Below are 18955 nucleotides of genomic sequence, written 5' to 3' on the forward strand. Positions count from 1 at the left end.
ACCCTTTTCTTCCACGCTCTTGCGTAGGAGATTGTGGATATTGTTGAGCGGCAGCTGTGGATTCGAAGAGGACAAGGGCACCGCGTCAGCGGTGCCCGACACGAATGATTCCGCTAGATGTGTTTGGATCGGAATCGGTCGCGGCGGACCTGCTGGAACAGGTTCGCTGGCGTGACGGTGTTACCTGTCCTCGCTGCCGTTCTGACCGGACGGTCAGAAACGGCAGCTACAGAGAGTTTCAGCGGTATCTCTGTAAGAATTGCGACCGCACGTTCAACGACAAGACTGGGACAATCTTCGCTCACTCGAAGATTGCGCTCCGCCGGTGGTTGTTCTCGATCTACGCGTTTCTCCGGTTTAACACCAGTCTCCACCAACTACAGTGCGAGATCGAAGTCACACACAAAACCATGCACCGGCGCATCGAGCGCTTCGTTAGAGCGCTCGATGCGCCTTCCCTCGAACTTGTCGGACCGGTCGAAATCGACGAAGTGTACGTCTCTGCCGGGAAGAAAGGCCGCGAGCGCGACCGGGAGTCGCGCTCGCGTGGCCTGTCCACGCGTGGGCGTGGTTCGTATAGCGGCGACAAGCCGCCGATCTTCATCATCGCGGACCGCGGTACCGGACGCCGGTACGCGATCCCGGCGAAAGCCGCAGACGAATCGACGATTCAACTCCTGCTAGCCGACCGTCAGCAGGAGTCGCTGACCGTCTATACTGACGGCTTTCGAGCGTACGAACCGCTCAAAGACGACGACGCATTCGACCGCGAATACGTCGTCCACGGCGACGGAGAATACGCCGACGACGAAGTACACGTCAACACCTGCGAGAGCCACGCGTCGCAGGTGCGACGGTGGCTCTCGCCCCACCGAGGTATCTCCAAAGACAAGCTAACACAGTATCTCAGAGCGTTTCAGCTACGTCGAGAGCTGTTTCGGAAACCAGGCCGAGCTGCTCTCAAACACGCTGTTCGAGCGACGCTGTGAAATCAACAATGTGCTACGCATGAGCGTTCTTCCAAATTCCGTTTAAATAATAATTCTTGTCTGGAAGATCCGGTCGTTCAAGAAACTCAAAACATCCCAACGCTCTCCCTGAAATGTTTAACAGGGCCTCGAAATCGTGTCCGGTTATGACTCTGCTTCGACGTAGAGGATTCAATAACCGGTTTTCTGAGGGAAATTGTTCTTTTATTCCTGATTGCTGACTCGGCTTCTGAGACAAAGAGAGCGAATAAAAGCTGATTCATGGAATCAAACAAAGACGGCGACTCAAGTCGGTGAGGACGCAGTTATCCGATATACCGTTCAACCTGTTGCTTATTCCCAAGGCGATTCGGTGTATACCTACACCAATGGTATTTTTGTCCTGATCCAGACTAGAGACACATCAATTTAAACAGTTCAATTCCCACGTTGTCTGTCTGTTCATCAAAGTGGTAATGTACTATTCCAAACTAATAAGTTGCAGTTTGCCGTGTCCGTTCATATACATATAACATGCAGAATGTAATACTGGTAACCGTTGATTGTTGGAGGCACGATCGATGTGGGTTTAACGGACATCATCGTGATACAACACCCACGTTGGATTCTATTGCAAAGGAGTCGATTGTGTTTAATCGAGCGTATTCTACAGGACCATATACCACAGAGTCTTTTCCCGGAATTATTGGTGGACAACATTCATACAATGGGTGTTACTTCGGGGATGATCCTGCGTGGAAAGCATTTGAACAAGAGGATACGACTCTTGCTAAGTCTTTGTCCGATGTTGGGTACAGTACCGTAGCTACTCTCTCAAATCCCCACCTTACTAAAACGCGGAACTTCGATCTGGGGTTCGACCGGTTTCGGAATCTACGAACAAAAGGAAAGGACAATGCTAAACAGGGAGGTGACAACACCGGGTGGGCAGGGCGTATGTATAATATTCGGAGTTATATGAGACGATACTCTTCTCTGATAAACCCATATACCCTACCGTTCATCCTCTATCGATATAGGCAATTGTCTAATTGGCCTACGGTTAGCGGCGAGGACGTAGTTACAGGCTTCTTGAGCGATCTTGAAAGTACTTCTCGGCCATTCTTTGGTTGGACACATCTGATGGACGTACATGCACCAATCAATCCTGAGAGAGCTCGTGAAGGCGGATTAATGCCGAAAGGATCAAACTTACGCCAATTTTCTTGGGATGCTGCCCGTGCTTCTAGGATTCACGAACCAAGATATGATACGATGTACGATAGTGCTATTCGCTATGTTGACCAGCAACTCTCCGTACTTATTTCGGAACTCAAGAACCGGTCGCTCTGGGACGAGACAATCTTGATTATCACAGGGGATCATGGCGAGGTACTGTGGGACCGAGATCAAATCTATGGACATCCTCGGCATCATCTCTACGATGACCTGCTGCATGTCCCGCTTCTTGTGCGTACCCCTGAAGGCAGCCACAAACGAATAAATAAACCGTTCTCCTTGGCTTGGATCCCAGATTTGATCAGCCAACTCCTTGACGTAAACAGCGGTAATTTCCCCGAAAAAAGCAATACCGATTGGATCAACGATACTGGATCCCAGGATATAGAGTATGTGGTCTCAGATACTCTCGATAGTTCGGGACATAGTGTTGCAGTTAGAACCGAAAGCCGCAAAGTAATTCATCATCGTAAAGGCACAGATAACGACTCAAAGCCAGATTACCGGTACTTTCAGGAACCCATACAATTCAACTATCTATCTGATCCAAAGGAACGTGATGGAACAGAACCAGATAGCGATATTCGAACTCAAGCCGCTGATCTACTTACGGCTGCCGAATCTCTCTCAACAGTAGGGGAAGGCTTTGATCCTGATATGGAACAGCAATTACAGGATCTCGGATATAAAATGTGATGGTTACATGAACCACTACTGAGAAATCAATCCAGAGTCTTTTCATTACTCAGCCAAATAGTCATTCAACAGATATATGATTAGAAGAGAAACCTCAGATGACACAGGGAGATATTTCGAATAAGCATGAAGAAGAATAACGTTATTCTCATTGGGTTAGACGGATTGGGGCTAGACGAAATCGGAGAGTGGATCGCTGATGGTACACTCTCTACACTCTCATATTTCCACCAAAAAAGCGCTGCTGAGTTGATGAGCACTCATCCTCCATGGACGCCGTGTGCTTGGCCATCTCTCCTGAGCGGACGCAACCCCGGGAAACACGGCGTGTTTGATTTTTACGCGCGCGAAGATTACGATAAACGACTTATAGAACGACCGGATGTAGACTCCCCGTATGTTTACGATATTGTGGATCAGAGCGATCTAACCCCGATCGTAATCAACTATCCTGTAACCCACCCAGCCTCAGAACTTGATCACGGAGCTCTCGTGCCTGGATATCTTGCTCGCGAAGACTCTGAATTCCATCCGAAGGATATTAGAGAACAATACGAAGAGCAGTTTGGCGAGTATAAGATCTATCCAGATTACGGAACCGAAGACGACGCGATTGAGGAGTACATAAGTGTTGCTAAACAACGCCGTGATATGGCAAACCTCCTCGACGATCGTTTCAACTGGGATCTAATGGCAGTTCAATTTCAGATTACAGACTCGATTTTCCACGATCTCGACAACAGAGACGCTATTCGCAAAATTTTGATAAAAGTCGATGAGTTCGTTGGAGATATTCTTGACCTTGGAGAAGATGATCCGACCGTGTTTATCGTGTCAGATCACGGTATGGGTGACTACGATTGGACGTTCTACATCAACTCTTGGCTAGCTGAACATGGCTACTGTGAGTCAAAGGAAGGTGATCCACAGTACTTCCGCCAACAAAAACAAGGAGAACTGAAGGACAAAGATCAGTCCGGCCCCGGACTAATAGAGACTGCAATCTCAACTGGAGTAAACACTGTCTCAAAGGTAGGAATCTCACCGCGCCGTGTTCACCGTGCGCTTGATCTGGTCGGGGCTGCTGAATACGTTGAACGTATTCTCCCGGAAGACGCGCTAGTCGCTGCGCAAAACCAAGTTGTTGATCATCCGAACTCCGAGGCATTTCAACTCTATTTCAACAGCCTCGGTGTTCACCTTAACGTGGAAGGGCGTGACAGCGAGGGGGTCGTTCCGCAAGACGATTACAAAGATGTTCGTTCTGAACTCATGAAAGAGCTAAGCAAGGTTAGGGATCCTGAGGGGAACCTCGTGTTCGACGACGTACGTCCCCGGGAAAATGTGTATGAGGGATCACATTTGGAGGATGCACCCGATATTGCACTGTTCCCACGTGATTACCGGTATGATGTCAGTGGGTCAATTCTGGATACGTTCCGTCGATATTCCCACAAGAACCACAAACCGAACGGCATCCTGCTCACGAACTGTTCGCTCGGTTCGATTGATCAAGCACAGATATACGATATTGCCCCGACGATAGCGGCAGAATTGGGGATTCCCATCGACACACAAACCGATGGGAAAGTTCTCACGTCACAGACCGAAGAGGTGGAAGAAGCTGACTGGGATAAAATCGCTGGAGACTATACCGATACCCAGTCAGATGGTGATACGTCAAGCGTTGAGGACCGTCTCGCGGATCTCGGATACATGGAGTAGTCGGGCAATTACACGAGTTCTTGATAGAGATTGAAAGTGCGATCAGCCACCCCTTCCCACGAATACTCTTGTTCAACCAATTTACGGGCGCTTTGCCCCCAGTCTCGAGTCTGACTGGGATTCTCTAAAGCGTAGCGTATGGCCTCGGCGAGATCGTCTGGAGATCCTGGTGAAACGAGATATCCGTTTTCACGGTGGTCGATAAACTCCTCAATACCCTCAACTTCGGATGCGATAACCGGTGTGCTTGCGGCCCACGCTTCAAGCAGCGTTAGCGGATGACCTTCCCAGGCTGAGGGGAGAGCAAACATTTTCGCTGAGGCGTAATGTTTCGGAACCGCCTCATCAGGTACCCTGCCTTCGAATGAGACAGATTCTTCCAGCCCAAGTGAGGTTGTTTGATCCTCCAAGTCGCCCCGTTTTGGGCCTTCACCCACTATTCGTAAATTAGCGTCCGGATGCTCTTCGCGTACAATCGAAAACGCCTCAATCAGATCTGAGACTTGCTTTCTGGCGGTTAGACGACCGAGATAGAGTATATCGTCAGTCCGTTTGGTGTCAATTGAGAATTTTTCATAATCCACCCCATTTGGGATGGTGTGAACAGAGGGGTGATGGTTTTCAAGCAAGTCGACATGTTCGTTGTTGACTGAGATAACGGAGTCGTAATCAAAGCCCAAAACGAACTGTTTCTCAATCAATCGCTTGACGCCCGCAAGCATTGATTCGTCACGGCCGACCCCAGTCGTTAGTGCTGTCCCATGAATAGTGAACACCGTCGGAGTCCCAGCTAATGCACCAGTGAGACGTGTCGGAACCGCAGGAAGAAACGTATGTCCATGAATGAGATCGTAATTGTTGGACAGAAGATTAGGTAGGGGAGTTACCATCGAAGCAATACGTCCGAAACCATTCCAGTACTCTGTACAGGGTCCGAGACGGTACAGTTGTACCTTTCCTGACTCAAGTTCTTTATTGGCAGTATAATGCTTGCCGTCTTTCTTTAGTGCACGCGTGTAGATATCTATAGTACAGTCGTGATACGTAGCTAGCGCAGATGAGAGTTCCCGTACATGGACTGGACCCCCACCTGTTTCGGGCCACCAGTCATCGATAATCATTGCGAGCTTCATACAATCCTCCCAGTCTCGTGGACTGATTTGTACTGATCACAAGGGATTTGACTGTTCAAAAGCATAGTTTTCCAAAGAGACTCGTAAGCTGAGTGACCTTCCTTAGGGTGACCATAGATAGTGAAAAAAGTGACACTTCTAAGTATTTCTGACATAAAGGTATGCTAATTGTGAAATAACTTGACTCTTCCGGTAGTGTTTAGTTTGGAGCATTGTGCCAGCGAGCGAAACTCTGGAGCCAATTTTCAGCTGTCTTCGGTTCGACGTGACTGAAACAGTTTGAAAACGAAGAAGTTCGTCGTTTTACTTCTCGGAAGACACGTTCGACAGCATTCCGATTTCCGTGGCGTTCTGTCTGAAATCGGAGCCCGAATCGTTGCAGTGCAGCTCGGAGATGTTTCGCGCCATCGACGAGAAAAACGGCGGTTTCGACGTCATGTTTTTGCTGCAATTCTTTGAGAAATATCTCGGTAAGAGCGGTTGTAGTAGTCGAAAACAACCGCAAATGGAGAATTTCGTTTGTCTGTGGATTTGCAGCGGCGTACAGCCAGAACTGCTGGTTGTTGATTCGAATCACCGTTTCGTCGACCGCAACCTGATTCGGTGATTTACCGCTGACTGGCTGTAGATCGGCTTTCTGTACCCAATCGTGGATAGCTTTTCGAGAGCGTTTGACACCCAAAATATCAAGAATAGATATGGTATTCGAAAGTGATAGTCCAGCCATATGCATCTGAATACCGAGCTTCATCGCACGCTCGGGTGTCCGCTTGCGCTCCACAAAATCCAAATCAATCCAGTCTCTACTACCGCTGAGGCGGGCGATTTCTGGCATGAACCACCAAGAAATTCTCCCGCCTCACTTTTGATGCTTAACTAAACACGACCGCCTAATCCGGACCTGTATATTTCTCTCCACTGAAACAGAGTATTCAAGATGGCCCTATGGGAAATGACATTCACATAGTGATGGATGTCTGCTTTGTAAGTAATGTAATATATCCGTTCATCACCGGGGGTGCAGAAAAGCGAATCCACGAAATCGGCACTCGCCTCGCTGACGAGGGCCACGACATCACCATCTACGGCCGACATTTCTGGGACGGACCGGCAGAGACCACACACGAGGGAATGACCCTCCGTGCGGTCGCCCCCGAAGCAGAGCTCTACGAAGACGACCGCCGGTCCATCACCGAGGCCATCGACTTTGCGGCTCGCGCACTCCCTCCGCTCCGTCGACGTCTCAGCAACGATGAACACGACCTTGCGATCGCTAGCGTCTTCCCGTATTTTCCAGTTCTCTCGACGAAGCTTGCTAGCCTCGGGACTAGCACACCAGTGGTCACGACTTGGCACGAGGTCTGGGGCGACTACTGGGAGGAGTACCTTGGCCCGCTCGCTCCGGGTGGCAAACTCGTCGAACAACTCACGGCCAAGACGCCCCAGCATCCGATCGCGGTTTCAGGCATCACAGCGGACAACCTCGCTGCCATCGGCCCGAGCCGTGAGCACATCGAAGTCGTGCCAAACGGGCTCGATACCGAGCAGGTCCAGACGGCCCCCCGCCACGACACCGGCTACGACATCGTCTTCGCAGGTCGACTGATCGAGCACAAGAACGTCGACATTCTGCTAGAGGCATTCGATGCAGTCGCCGACAGGCATGACGTCACGCTAGGTATCATCGGTGACGGCCCGGAGCGTGACCGGCTGGATACCAAACGCGAATCACTGACACACGCCGACCGTGTTTCGATGTTAGGCTTTCTCGAAGAGTACGAGGATGTTCTCGGCCATATGCGGGCCGCAGACATATTCGCGTCTCCCTCAACAAGAGAGGGATTCGGAATTACCTTCGTCGAGGCGATGGCCGCCGACTGCACCGTGATTGCTGCTGACCACCCAGATTCGGCGGCAGACGAGGTCATCGACGGCGCCGGCTTCCTCGTAGAACCTACCATTGCCTCGCTCACAGAAACGCTCGATGATATTTTAGGTGGTGACCGCCCAGCGACGGATCCCGTCGAACGTGCACAGCAATACGACTGGGATGCGGTTGCAGATCAGGCCGAAACCGTCTATCAGCGAGCTATTGACGGGTCGTGGTAACAGGAACTCTAGCGGAAACGGAACTGCGCTTTGGCTCCCCTCTGCGGTTTAATATCGAAGCCGACCCACACACCTCGTAACGAGTGAAACATCGTCATGGGTCCCCGCCCGTCGCTGAGCTCTCAATGGCTTGGATGACAACCTCTGGATCCCGAAGCAGTCGATGTTCCAGGTAGCTCCCTTCACCCTGTCCACCCCCTGTGTGATTCGACTCAGTCACCCCGAGAAACGACTGTTCTTTCAGCAGCCGGTACACGCGATCCTCGGAGAGTGGATCCGCTCCAGCCTGCTCAGCGACCTTTAAATAAAGCGTATAGATCTGATGAGTTCGAAAAGCTTCCTGAGCTGGGTTGTCGACGGTAAGTAGCGCCAGCGCTCGGAGGATGTATTTCACATGCGGCGTCGTCCCACGCACGAGTTTCTCGAAGCGGTTCACCTCTGCTTGCTGGACGGCGTCATCGACGTGCGAGACTGTGACTGTCTCCGTCCCCTGTTTCTCAGCGAGACGGCCAGCTTCGTATAGCGTATCGATCGCTTTCCGTGCATCCCCGTGTTCTTTGGCTGAGAGAGCCGCCACCTTCGGGATCACATCGGGCTCCAACACGTCTGGTTCGAAGGCATCCGTCCGGTTGTCTAGAATTGCCCGTAATTGGCCGGCATCATACGGGTCAAAGACGAGTTCGTTCTCCTGCAGACTTGAGTCGATGCGTTCGCTCAAGCGCTCGCGATATTCGATCTTGTTACTGATGCAGATGGCGCCGACGTGTGTCTCTGCTTTCCCGCTCTCGCGAGCCCGAGAGAGGCTGCGTAACAGTTCATCATCGTCTAACTTGTCGATTTCATCGAGAATGACGACCAGTGAGTTAATGTTGTACTCCTCAAGTAGGTCCCAGGTGATGTCACGGTAGTCGGTGGCTCCGATCCCGACACGCGGGACGTCGATATCTGCGTCGAGGCTCGCCACTAGTTTGCGTGCCATCTCCCGGCTTGCCTTTGCGTCGGTCTGATAATCGGAGCAGTCGACGTACGCCTGCTGAAACGAGATATCGTTTGCCTGTGCCTCGAAGTGAGCCTCACGAGACACACACCTCGCAACGAGTGACTTTCCGGTTCCGGTCTTGCCGTATATGATCGTACTCTCCGGTGGGCCGCCGACCGTTGCTGGACCGAGTGCTTGCCCGATAGCGCTGACTTCGTCGTCCCGCCCAACGACTCGCTCCAGATCGGGGACGTGGCCGACGCGTACCAGTTCCCTGTTAGCAAATATTCCGCCGGTTTTGAAGATATTATCATCTTCATCTGAGTCTGACATTATTTACTCTATCAAATCCGTCCCTGTATGATAAGTGCAGCGACCAAGCAACGAGTGAAGTTTAGTAAAACCCGTCTAAAACCATTTTAGTAGCTTTTCACATAAATTTATATATGTCTGAGTGGGGTGTCACACACCCTCTACCGAGTGTAATCGCCTACTGCCCACACTAGGCTACTTGAAGTCACGCGCGGGAAGGCATGCAGTCCACGATGGACTATATCTAGATCGGAGTCCCTTACCCTCATTTCACCACTGGCGCAGCGTCTACTTACAGTAAACGCCGAACGACTGGCCGAGAATACACAGCTTACGTTCGGTTCATGATCCGCTCATGACGAGTATCTCTCTGTCAACGACGATCAGCGGTCAGTACACTCGGTACTTGGTGCGTGCCTGCGAGATCCATTTGTGGACTATTATAAAACGCAGTCGGGTTGCATATTCGATGCAACCCGCAACTTCGCGGCTTTTGTCTCAGTCCGCTTTTCGTCCCGAAACCCGCTTACTTGCCGCTCATCAGAGACGCTGTGGAGATCCGATCTTTCACTCGGTGTGGGGTGTGTCTGAGACGAGAATCTATCGGACAGACAATGACAACCAGCCAGTACACTCGGTATCAGGTGTGTCCGGGACAAGCTTTCCGCCAGTCAGGCAGGACCAGCACACCTGTACCAACGGCAGATCAACCCCAAAGCACCACCCACGGCAGCAGCCGCGTAGTCCATATGAGAGCTCACGAGGGAAGCGATACGACAGTCCGGACACGAGCGATTCGAGCGCGGTACGACGTCATTCACCACCGGGCGGTGACAGGTGCACTCTTCCCTCGGTGGATGCAAGGTTACCTACACGAGCTCGCCATGCTGGGAATCACCAGTTGGGTTGAGTAGGATACAGACGACGTTGGAGGACGGTACTACGAGTACGCTCTTGCTGCGAATCCACTCCCTGTATCGAGACAATCAGCAAAACGGTAGGCCACATGGGTATCTTCAAGGAAGTACAACAGCGTCTTGATCGGAGTCACTGAGCTGTCCTCGATACGAGGTCGTCCAACTGCTACAAAAGACACTGGACATGTGGTAGCAGGAACAGGCTTCTGGTCGCCATGTGTCATACGGACCGTTATCGCTTTTCGAGCCAGTATGTGATTGCAACGTACTGCTCCGGTTGTCCCTATAGTAACAATTGAAACGATGTACACAGATCACACTGCCATCGTGCGATCAGGTGTACATTGATTTGCAATGGCTACTATAGCTGTTCATAACCCACGGCTGACTCGTACACGGAGACGCTTGACGCCTTATTGATTAGGTGTTAGTAAGTGGAAAGAGTAACACTAACCATGCACCAGCGGTGGTCAGACTTCGCACCAGAACTCGAATCCGGTGAATCGGACCGCGTCAACGACGTTATTGACGATATTAGCGATATGAGTCTCAGCGAGCGGAGCGAACTCTTCAACAGCTGCTTCGACGAGGTAGTCCAACTGTATGAGGCGGCCGACGATGGATACGTCCGGCAGTCAGTTGTCCGCGTCGCAGACCAGCTTGTACCTGGACTTCCGATCGTAGCGGCACTCGACAATGACGACCGATCTATCGCTATCGACGAAGCAACTTTCCAAGACCAGACAGATGCACTGTGTGGCTTTCTACTAGAGGCGCTCACGGACGACGATGGCCGTGTTAGACAAGCGGCCAAGCGTGGCTTGAAAGACGTGTTTCGAACCTACGACGCGCTTGACGATGAGGAGACACTGGAAGCGCTTGTCATCGAACTTGACGATATGGCAGGGGAAACGTCGGGGACGCAGGCGAAGCACCTCCGTGAAGCGAAAGAAGACGCCAAATTCTCGCTTCAGTCGGGCGTCGCGCGTCTCGTCGAGGGATTCGAAGAGGAGTTCGGCGGTTCGATTCAGAAGGACACGTAACTCCTCAGTTCAATTCCTGTGCCCAGAGACACACTTGACACCCAGTTAGACACTCAGATGTCTACAAAGATAGCTGCTGAAGCATAGCCCTGCCTCACGAAGTTGAGAACTGAACTAACTCCGAATCGGGTGTGTGTCTCAACGGTCAATGGATATCCCTGGTGCTATCGAGCTAGTTCCAGCCATCAGATCGGGTATATTTGCTACCAGAACACTCCGGAAATCTGGTGTTCGAACCTGCGCTTGTTGACCATCACGACTGTACTGAGCAAGTCCCCCGACCTCAACCAGCCAGGGCTTTCTGTCTCTCTGCGGCCGTCGTTCGAAATCTAAACACATCCTCAGTACGGCGAGACGCGAACAGGCGTCCGAGCAAATTCACCGGCATTGCGCGTGACGACTGGTTCATCACGGCCAACAGCAATCCCCGCGATCATTGCCTCGACAGCACCAATCTGTTCCCCGGAGCGAGCAAGATCACGTTGAACGTCCACGGCACGACGCGCAGCTTCGCTATCGTATGGCACTAACGGACTGTCGTCGAGAATCTCATCGAACTGTTGGCCAGTCGTTGTCGTTGGGTCGATACCGATCCCGACGTCGGTATAGACTAGGGTTGGACAACAAGTAGTTCATCGGAGATCTCATCGAGTTTTGCAACTGCTCCGGCGTCCTCAGCGAGTAAATCAGTCAAAAAGCATACATCGAGAATCACTGTTCAATCTGGCTCTCATCGTTGATGCGTCTATCGACATCATCACGGAATGAGCGGGATTTCTCTTGAATCTGCGCTACTTCGTCATCTTCTGCCAACCCGACCAATCCATACAGTGGATGTTCCTCTTCGGTAAGGATACGATCAATAACGTCGCTAAAGCTCTCACCTTCGCCTTTCTTACGACGCAACCGCTCGTATGTTTCCTCTTTGAGACTGATTGTTTTACTCGGCATCTGTGTCTGACTTTCTGTGTATCTATTTATTTGGGCGACTGTGTACTGTCGTGGAGTTGGCTGAGGGACCTGATATCCTGCAACAAGGTTGTGATTGCAGTACTACGCTACGTCGAGTGTCCCGGGTTCAGATACCAATACAGAGGACATTCGAGACACTCGACGAGACGGCGACTGGGTAGGAGAGCGATAGAGTACCGCTTCCCACGAGGCCCGTATGAATCAATTGGAAAGCACTCGACACGGTGGGGAATCACTACAGCGGGCGCACTGGCTGTTCGTTAATAGAATGCCATGTGACACGCAGTCTTCCCTCCCACACAAGGTATTTCCTCCCACATCAACGTAGCACTACTACCGAGTCAGAGAATGGTCCTCCCAATCGAACATTTCATCATCGCCCTCCTTCCCGTCGCAGTATACGCCCTCCTCCGCGATCGACAGCTCCCAACGCTTCACTTACTGGCAGTGACGTTCTTCGGCAGCCAGTTCCCGGATCTCATCGACAAGCCACTGGCGTACGAACTCCAATTGATCCCCTCCGGGCGGGTATTTATGCACTCGCTTCCGTTCGCGATTCCGCTCTCGATTGCCGTCGTCGCATACGCGGTCCGAACGGATCGGACTAGACTTGGGGCGGCGTTTGCCTTCGCCCATCTCTCACATCTGGTGGCCGATAACCGACAGCTCCTTCGCCCGGACCCGTACGTGTCGTCGGACTTGCTCTGGCCGCTCCAGCCGCCCGTTGTGCGCCCGGCGGTCCCACAGTGGGTCGGCGAGGGTGCAGTAAATCTCCACCTCTGGACCGGGTTTTCGGTGCTCGTTCTCGCACTGGCGGCGTATATTCTAGTAATGGACCTGCAGACCCAACTTGACTTCAGATTGTTTTGAGGGGTATCACAAGTCGGATCCATGACGTTTTAGACCGACGGGCGAACGACGGTATTGTATGCGACGATTGGTCCTCGCCGTCTGCTTCGTTGCCCTCTTCGCTGGGTGTGGCACATTCGTGGGAGATAGTCCGCCGCCGAGCGACGAACGAGCCGTCGCGGCCGTCGAGGAGGCGAACAGCACTGTCGCCACCGTCAAAGCGTACCGATTCGGAATGGATATGCACGTAACTGCGTCGGATGGTGAGCAGTCACGGACCGTGAGAGTCGACGGTGAGGGTGCGGTGAACGTCTCGGAAAAACGGATGCAGGCGACGACACGGATGCAAGACCAGACGGTCGAGTCCTTCGTCGATGGGTACAAAGCGTACCAGGGCTGTCAGGAACCCTGGGACGGCTACGGCGTCGAGAACGTTTCGCGCTCCGAGCCGTGGGCAACCGCGACACCGCTCCATCGGCAAGTACTGCTCTTCGAACGCTCGAACGTCTACTGGCGGGGCAACGAGACGCTCGACGGCAACCGGACTGTCCTCGTCACGGCGTCCCCGAGCGCCGAGACCATCGAGTCACTGATGAATCGCCGACAGGCTGGCGACATGGCGCTCAACCGCGGCTCGCTTGAGAACGCGACGGCGCGACTCTGGCTCGACCCGGAAACAAACAGGCCAGTAAAATCGGAACTCCGACTACAAATCTCACAGCGAGGCGCGACCGCAACCGCGACAATTACGCTCAGGTACACTGACTTCGACGAACCGACCAAAATCTCGGTACCACCGGAGGTGTACGACGACCCCTACGAACTCGGCTGTCCCGGTGCCAGCTGACCCACTCGTCAGCAACAGAGAGAAACCGCTGAACGGTGGGCGAGAAACTCGCTCAGTCCGTCCAGTCCTCGTACAGCCCGCGGCCGACGACACCGAGGCCGACGAGCGTTATGAGGTTGAGGAGGAGGCCACCGACGACCGGAATTGCGAACGGGACGGCCAGTAACAGTCCGCCAGCGACGCCATCTGTTGCGCTCACGGTCCCGTCATCGCCGATAACCGAGTTCCCGACCCAGACGGCAGTAATGCCGGTACCGATGATACCCAGGATGCCGATGAGAAGCAGCCCGGGGATCGAGATCAGAGCGCCGATAACCGTCAGCGCGAGTATCACCAGCCCGATGGGGAGGAAAATGCCGACGAGAACTCCCCAGCCGATTGCGCCGCCGAGGTCGTCCTGAATCTCCCGCACGGCGTTAGTCGTATACTTCGGGCCGATAGCGGCGGCTGCAGCACCTAATACTGCAAGAATAACGAACCCGACACCGAATCGGAGAACGACTTCGAGCGCCGGGCTAAGACTCCCACCCGAGGCTGTAGGCTGTGCTGTTGCGACCCCGGAGAGTCCGAGTACGGCGAGTAGACTCCCGAGACTACTAACGGCTTGCTTGGAGGGCATAGTAGCGTCTTCTCGGTTTCATCTGCGGTTGTAAACCTCTTCTGTATGTTCGCGATCTGTCATCGCAGCTGGCGATACAACCGCTCCTGCTGTGTTTCGTCCGTCTGTCGGCTGTTTCCCCGGGTACTGACCGGCCGGTTCCGCGGCCAGTACTCGACCCCCGGTCTGAGTGCCAACAAGCCTGAAACGACGGATGGTCGCACCGTCGGCGCTACTCTGTGAGGTCGACGACGTCGGCGAGGTCCACCAACCGGTCCGGTTCGACCGCAAACACCGCGCTCGGCGTGCCGGCGGCAGCGTGAACAACGTCGTAGTGGGTCAGTGTCGGGTCGACCGTGGTCGGGAGGGCCGTATCGTGACAGATCGGGGGGACGCCGCCGATGCTCCAGCCGACGACGCTCCGAATGTCGCCCGGGTCGGCCATCGACGCGGTTTCTGCACCGTAGTGGTTCGCGACCGCGTCAAGGTCAAGACGGTTCGCACCGCTCGTGATTGCGGCGACGAGGTCACCGTCGCGATTGCTGCCTGCAAGTGCGACGACGATGGTCGATGCGATGGCGGCCGTCTCGCAGCCGATGGCCTCGGCGGCCGCTGCGGCTGTTTCCGTTCCCGACTCGAATTCCGAGACATCGAGGTCAACCCCGTATCGGTCACGGGCCCGGTCCGCAAATTCCGAAGCGCGTTCGTGCATACCTCTTCTGTACACCTCTCTCTGTAAAAACGGGGACGAAGACGAACAGGACGATAGCTCAATCGTATCGGTCGAAACGTCGCCTGCCGTCCTAACGTAGCACGATTCCTCCCAGAATCAACCGCCCCACAAATACCCCTGCAAGAACGGTTCGTGCTGTTCCCGCATCTCTCATGCTGTGAGGACGAGCTACTCGATCCGGTGCTTTCGGGCGACTCGGACAAGATCGAGTACACCTCGTACGAAGTCGTCGCCCAGAATGATGACTAATCCGACGGTGAAGTCACGACCGGACCGGAACCCCGCGGCAAACCCGTCTCAGTCAAGCATCCCGATCTGATCCGCGGTAAAGCCGAACACGTCCTCGTAGCCGTAGGCTGAGAGCAACACCGGGTGGAAGGCCTCCTCCGCGACGACAGTTTCGTCGTCGGCTGCTGCCACAGGGTCACCCTCTGGCACCGGCTCGAAGTTCCGGACGAACACCTCGTACTGTTCTGCTGCTGCCTTCGGAATCGGCTCGCCAAGCTGGAACACTGGGAGTGACGTCTCCCGTTGTTGAGGTGACTCCGCGGTGACTCCAGTGGCAGCGAGGAACTCCCGGATGACCTGCTCCGCGTTCTCGGCGGCTTCCGCGGAGCCCTGATAGCCACATTCGACTTCGACGACTGAGTCCACCGTCGCGAACAATCGCCCCTCATTTGCGCCTTTCGTCTGAACGACGGCGTCCACGGAGAGGGCGCTACAGAGTGCCTCCATTTCCGGCGTGAGGTCGTCGACGAGGGCGAACATTCCGTCGTAGGACTGTGTGGAGTGCAGCGAAAGCACGGTGCAATCGTGGAGTTCTGCGGCGAGAGCCGCGGCCAGCCGTGTCTCGTGGGACTCGCTGTCAGCGTCGCCTGGGAACGATCGGTTGAGGTCCGTATCGAGATATCGCTTGTTTGCGTCGAGGGCGGCCTCGTTCGCGATGATGAACTTGACCGGTCGCTCGACCTCCGGTGGGTCGGCAAGGACGGCTTCGATGCCGTCCCGACCGCACGGTTCGTCGCCGTGGATGCTTCCCACGACGGCCACCTCCGGAACCCCGTCTCCCAGTTGCTCGATTCGCATCTGTCCGTGCTAACGCTTCCAGCCTTTAGAATTATCCGGATTCGGTCAATGTTCGAGCGACTCAGCGAACTCGATGTCCTCCGGGCGACACGTCGGATACTCGCCGTCGAGACGGATCTGCCAGCCCTGGAGCGCTGACGGGTCCGACAGCGCATTCGTCACCGTCGTCCGCACATCTAGCAGGTCGACGCCGTAGTAGTCGTTGGGGACGCCACGGAAGTACTGCAGCGATGTGCGAAACAGCGATCGCATCCCGTCGTCGTCCTCGAAGTCGAAGTGCTTGTACGCGCCGGCGGCGACCTGCACCATCCCGTGGAGGAACTTGCTCTCCGTGTTCCCGCGGCCGTAGTTGTACCATTCGTCTTCGAAACAGTCGTGTGATTCGTGGAACTCCCCGGAGTTGTACAGACGGACGCCGTGGACGACGGCCCGCCTGAGCGTCTCGTGTTCCCATTGACCGTCGGTTCGCCAGCCCGAAGGGTTCCCGTCGGGGGCCTCGACGGTCGGGTCGCGCGTGTGGTCGTCCATGCCTACGCTACTTGTTCACGGTGGGTCAAACCACCGGTTCTATCGGCGACAGTCGCCATTGGAACGCAATGCCCACCTGATCGCGCGGCGGCAGTGCGGCCAGTACGCAAACGCTTTCAATTACTGACATACTGTCCCACCGGCCTTGAGTCGCTTCCGTACGACATTTATACCGTACCGCCATGTGTACCGAATGCACTACGCGTGCGAGGGTAGCCAAGCCAGGAAACGGCGGCGGACTCAAGATCCGCTCCCGTAGGGGTCCAAGGGTTCAAATCCCTTCCCTCGCATCGTATAGGGGCCGCACAACGCGGCGCCGAAGGATGCACACGGAAGGGTTTGAACGAGAGAAGGCGGTTGCCCGTCTCCGCGTAGTTCAAATCCCTTCCCTCGCACTGTTGGACCGACGCGGTCCCTCGCAAACAGTGAGCGGCCATCGTCACGGTCGCGAGTACGCCATCGACCCCGATGGTGTCTCGCTCTGAAGACGACGGCCGACCGGTGCCGGAAGACTCGCACGGAGCGATCTTCCCTCGCAATTCTCCGAACCGATCTGCTAGAGACGTGTCTCAGCGATGTGGCACCCTGTGACACCAGCCCGATGAAGCTGGCTCTCCCGTGAATTGCCCCAGATCAGTTCAGTAAGTACCGCTCTAAACGCGGACTACAGTTACTGAGACATTATTTAGGCTCTTTTAGCATCGGTTAGTTACCATCTTATTTGTGAATATATATCAAAAACCAATAACTACAGGAAAACAATCAATTATACCTCAGTTCATGTACTATCTCGGCCCAGAAGGCTTCTAAAGGCCTCAGAATAGTATCACTGCACAAGAAATATACCACAGGCTTCAGTAATGTTTCAGTAATGATAAAAACACCAATAATAACGCCGGCTGTCATCTTCGTCATGGCAGTCGCGTTGGTACTCGCTGGTCCGTTATCAGTGACGACCACTGTTGGGGCAACCCCCGTCGCTGGGAGCCAGTCGCTCTCGGTGACCGAAAACGTCGACGTGTGGGACCGGTCCCCGCTCACGCTCCGAACGACGTCAGAAGGGCCGACCACGATAGTGGCACCGCGGACGTTCCTCAACGTCGAATCAGCTGCGACTGGCGACTTGCCGCTCAACAAGCGGACGATGACGATCCACGAGCGCAACGAGTCAATAAACATGTCCTTCGAACCCAGAATCGGTGCCGGAACGAGGGCACTTGCCGGCGACGAGGCGCAACTGCTGGCTGTCAAGTTGGATGAAGCACCGACTACGGCAGAGACAAACGCCAGTAACATCTCCCGCGCTTCCCTCGAAGATGTCTTCGCAAATAACTCGGACACTACGTCGTCGGAGCTACTCGATGACGCGGAAGACGTCGGCACGATAGACGAGGATGGCGAACTGCAGGCGTCCTACACCCCCGAATCGGGCGGCGCATACGGCTTCGTTCTGGTGACTGTCGACGAGGGCGATGAAGGGCTATCGGTATCGGACGGTAACGTCTCCGTCAACGGGAACGTGACCGTCGTCGGTGTCGAACAGGCCGTGGTGCAGGACAACGTCTCGAACGTCGAGCGGACCCAGAACCCGGTCAACCCCGGCGACAACGTCACGCTGGCTGTCGACACTGAGATGGAAGACGAAAACGCCACCCACGCGGTCCTGCTGGTCCGACAGGGCGTACTCCAGCGGCAGTCGAGCACGGTGACTGTGTCGGGCGAACTGAACGAGAGCTTCTCGGCTGACCAGATCACCGTCGAGAATTCTTTCGATAACATCAGCGGTGTTGGGACGGTTGAGAGCAACACTGGACTGGGGAGTTTCACCCTCTCCGAGAACCAGTCGATACCTGCAATCGGGTTGCAGGGGCTGTTCGGCACGGTGGTTTCCGAGGCCGAATCGGACGCTAGCGGGGACGTTATCCATGCCTCTGCAACGATTGTCAGCGGTGACGCTGACGCCAACGTGACGGTCCAGACCCTGGATTCTTGGCCAAACGGTGCGTATCAGTACGTCCACGTCGCAGTCGGTAACGAAACCGGGACTCTCAACTCGGATACCGGCACGGTGGCAGTGAGTCCGGGCGGCGGCCCTGATAATGGTGGTGGCCCGGGCAACGGTGGCGGTCCCCCGGACAACGCTGGCGGACCGAGTGATGCTGGGGACGACGACGAAGAGGACGGAGAGTAACTGATCGGGCGGCCTTTACTGGTGGTGTTC

The 18955-nt window shown here is 54.5% G+C and carries 16 protein-coding genes, 1 tRNA gene and 1 pseudogene; 9 read left to right on the plus strand and 9 right to left on the minus strand.

Features of this window, described 5'->3' with window-relative positions:
* The first annotated feature begins 104 nt into the window (after positions 1-104).
* The 3 genes from Har1131_RS09480 (at position 105) to Har1131_RS09490 (ending at position 4628) form a co-directional block, all read left to right on the plus strand.
* Positions 105-989, plus strand: coding sequence for an IS1595 family transposase (locus Har1131_RS09480; RefSeq protein ID WP_151146071.1), 885 nt, complete (start codon positions 105-107; stop codon positions 987-989).
* Between the two features lie 513 nt (positions 990-1502).
* Entirely contained in the window at positions 1503-2903 is a 1401-nt protein-coding gene (locus tag Har1131_RS09485; protein ID WP_151146074.1) for a sulfatase, read from the plus strand.
* A 126-nt stretch (positions 2904-3029) separates the two neighbouring features.
* Positions 3030-4628: an alkaline phosphatase family protein gene (locus tag Har1131_RS09490; RefSeq protein WP_151146078.1), complete on the plus strand. Its 1599-nt coding sequence runs from the start codon at positions 3030-3032 to the stop codon at positions 4626-4628.
* Between the two features lie 8 nt (positions 4629-4636).
* On the opposite strand, the gene Har1131_RS09495 is transcribed toward Har1131_RS09490, so the two are convergent.
* Together Har1131_RS09495 and Har1131_RS09500 are read right to left on the minus strand one after the other, a co-directional pair.
* The gene (locus Har1131_RS09495; RefSeq protein ID WP_151146081.1) at positions 4637-5761 is read right to left on the minus strand and encodes a glycosyltransferase family 4 protein; all 1125 of its coding nucleotides are present in this window, start codon (positions 5759-5761) and stop codon (positions 4637-4639) included.
* Between the two features lie 199 nt (positions 5762-5960).
* On the minus strand, positions 5961-6596 hold the full coding sequence (locus Har1131_RS09500) for an IS6 family transposase (protein WP_151144778.1): 636 nt from the start codon (positions 6594-6596) through the stop codon (positions 5961-5963).
* Positions 6597-6730: 134 nt separating this feature from the next.
* On the opposite strand from Har1131_RS09500, the gene Har1131_RS09505 reads away from it, so the two are divergent.
* On the plus strand, positions 6731-7870 hold the full coding sequence (locus Har1131_RS09505) for a glycosyltransferase family 4 protein (RefSeq protein ID WP_151146083.1): 1140 nt from the start codon (positions 6731-6733) through the stop codon (positions 7868-7870).
* A gap of 94 nt (positions 7871-7964) precedes the next feature.
* On the opposite strand, the gene Har1131_RS09510 is transcribed toward Har1131_RS09505, so the two are convergent.
* Positions 7965-9182: a Cdc6/Cdc18 family protein gene (locus Har1131_RS09510; protein ID WP_129755206.1), complete on the minus strand. Its 1218-nt coding sequence runs from the start codon at positions 9180-9182 to the stop codon at positions 7965-7967.
* A gap of 1351 nt (positions 9183-10533) precedes the next feature.
* Here Har1131_RS09510 and Har1131_RS09515 point away from each other — a divergent pair.
* The gene (locus tag Har1131_RS09515; protein WP_050007777.1) at positions 10534-11121 is read left to right on the plus strand and encodes a hypothetical protein; all 588 of its coding nucleotides are present in this window, start codon (positions 10534-10536) and stop codon (positions 11119-11121) included.
* Positions 11122-11832: 711 nt separating this feature from the next.
* Here Har1131_RS09515 and Har1131_RS09520 read toward each other — a convergent pair.
* On the minus strand, positions 11833-12072 hold the full coding sequence (locus tag Har1131_RS09520; protein WP_050007776.1) for an antitoxin VapB family protein: 240 nt from the start codon (positions 12070-12072) through the stop codon (positions 11833-11835).
* 369 nt (positions 12073-12441) lie between these two features.
* Here Har1131_RS09520 and Har1131_RS09525 point away from each other — a divergent pair, with 369 nt between their 5' ends.
* Together Har1131_RS09525 and Har1131_RS09530 are read left to right on the plus strand one after the other, a co-directional pair.
* Positions 12442-12963, plus strand: coding sequence for a metal-dependent hydrolase (locus Har1131_RS09525; RefSeq protein ID WP_050038132.1), 522 nt, complete (start codon positions 12442-12444; stop codon positions 12961-12963).
* A 58-nt stretch (positions 12964-13021) separates the two neighbouring features.
* On the plus strand, positions 13022-13789 hold the full coding sequence (locus tag Har1131_RS09530; protein ID WP_175055158.1) for a hypothetical protein: 768 nt from the start codon (positions 13022-13024) through the stop codon (positions 13787-13789).
* A gap of 52 nt (positions 13790-13841) precedes the next feature.
* Here Har1131_RS09530 and Har1131_RS09535 read toward each other — a convergent pair whose 3' ends face one another.
* The 5 genes and pseudogenes from Har1131_RS09535 to Har1131_RS09550 form a co-directional block, all read right to left on the minus strand.
* Positions 13842-14408, minus strand: coding sequence for a hypothetical protein (locus Har1131_RS09535; RefSeq protein ID WP_050038131.1), 567 nt, complete (start codon positions 14406-14408; stop codon positions 13842-13844).
* A gap of 211 nt (positions 14409-14619) precedes the next feature.
* Entirely contained in the window at positions 14620-15099 is a 480-nt protein-coding gene (locus Har1131_RS09540; RefSeq protein WP_151146090.1) for a YbaK/EbsC family protein, read from the minus strand.
* A gap of 57 nt (positions 15100-15156) precedes the next feature.
* Positions 15157-15270: pseudogene (locus tag Har1131_RS22650) on the minus strand (IS200/IS605 family transposase); the annotation flags it as partial.
* Positions 15271-15417: 147 nt separating this feature from the next.
* Positions 15418-16206 carry a succinylglutamate desuccinylase/aspartoacylase family protein gene (locus tag Har1131_RS09545; RefSeq protein WP_014040470.1) on the minus strand — a complete coding sequence of 263 codons (789 nt, stop codon included), beginning with the start codon at positions 16204-16206 and terminating at the stop codon, positions 15418-15420.
* A gap of 45 nt (positions 16207-16251) precedes the next feature.
* Positions 16252-16734, minus strand: a complete 483-nt coding sequence (locus Har1131_RS09550) for a DUF309 domain-containing protein (protein ID WP_014040469.1) — start codon at positions 16732-16734, stop codon at positions 16252-16254.
* A 206-nt stretch (positions 16735-16940) separates the two neighbouring features.
* Between Har1131_RS09550 and Har1131_RS09555 the strand changes: the two genes are divergently transcribed.
* Together Har1131_RS09555 and Har1131_RS09560 are read left to right on the plus strand one after the other, a co-directional pair.
* A tRNA-Leu gene (locus Har1131_RS09555) sits at positions 16941-17024 on the plus strand.
* Between the two features lie 623 nt (positions 17025-17647).
* Complete coding sequence (locus Har1131_RS09560; protein ID WP_044951851.1) at positions 17648-18925, plus strand: hypothetical protein; 1278 nt, start codon at positions 17648-17650, stop codon at positions 18923-18925.
* Positions 18926-18955 lie beyond the last annotated feature (30 nt).

The sequence above is a fragment of the Haloarcula sp. CBA1131 genome, assembly GCF_008728975.1.
GTDB classification, from domain to species: Archaea; Halobacteriota; Halobacteria; order Halobacteriales; family Haloarculaceae; genus Haloarcula; species Haloarcula hispanica.

Coding starts and splice junctions, on each gene's coding strand:
- Har1131_RS09530 (WP_175055158.1), top strand. CDS start 13,022: ATGCGACGATTGGTCCTCGCCGTCTGCTTCGTTGCCCTCTTCGCTGGG.
- Har1131_RS09510 (WP_129755206.1), bottom strand. CDS start 9,182: ATGTCAGACTCAGATGAAGATGATAATATCTTCAAAACCGGCGGAATA.
- Har1131_RS09485 (WP_151146074.1), top strand. CDS start 1,503: ATGCAGAATGTAATACTGGTAACCGTTGATTGTTGGAGGCACGATCGA.
- Har1131_RS09535 (WP_050038131.1), bottom strand. CDS start 14,408: ATGCCCTCCAAGCAAGCCGTTAGTAGTCTCGGGAGTCTACTCGCCGTA.
- Har1131_RS09550 (WP_014040469.1), bottom strand. CDS start 16,734: ATGGACGACCACACGCGCGACCCGACCGTCGAGGCCCCCGACGGGAAC.
- Har1131_RS09540 (WP_151146090.1), bottom strand. CDS start 15,099: ATGCACGAACGCGCTTCGGAATTTGCGGACCGGGCCCGTGACCGATAC.
- Har1131_RS09515 (WP_050007777.1), top strand. CDS start 10,534: ATGCACCAGCGGTGGTCAGACTTCGCACCAGAACTCGAATCCGGTGAA.
- Har1131_RS09480 (WP_151146071.1), top strand. CDS start 105: ATGATTCCGCTAGATGTGTTTGGATCGGAATCGGTCGCGGCGGACCTG.
- Har1131_RS09525 (WP_050038132.1), top strand. CDS start 12,442: ATGGTCCTCCCAATCGAACATTTCATCATCGCCCTCCTTCCCGTCGCA.
- Har1131_RS09545 (WP_014040470.1), bottom strand. CDS start 16,206: ATGCGAATCGAGCAACTGGGAGACGGGGTTCCGGAGGTGGCCGTCGTG.
- Har1131_RS09520 (WP_050007776.1), bottom strand. CDS start 12,072: ATGCCGAGTAAAACAATCAGTCTCAAAGAGGAAACATACGAGCGGTTG.
- Har1131_RS09505 (WP_151146083.1), top strand. CDS start 6,731: ATGGATGTCTGCTTTGTAAGTAATGTAATATATCCGTTCATCACCGGG.
- Har1131_RS09490 (WP_151146078.1), top strand. CDS start 3,030: ATGAAGAAGAATAACGTTATTCTCATTGGGTTAGACGGATTGGGGCTA.
- Har1131_RS09560 (WP_044951851.1), top strand. CDS start 17,648: ATGGCAGTCGCGTTGGTACTCGCTGGTCCGTTATCAGTGACGACCACT.
- Har1131_RS09495 (WP_151146081.1), bottom strand. CDS start 5,761: ATGAAGCTCGCAATGATTATCGATGACTGGTGGCCCGAAACAGGTGGG.
- Har1131_RS09500 (WP_151144778.1), bottom strand. CDS start 6,596: ATGCCAGAAATCGCCCGCCTCAGCGGTAGTAGAGACTGGATTGATTTG.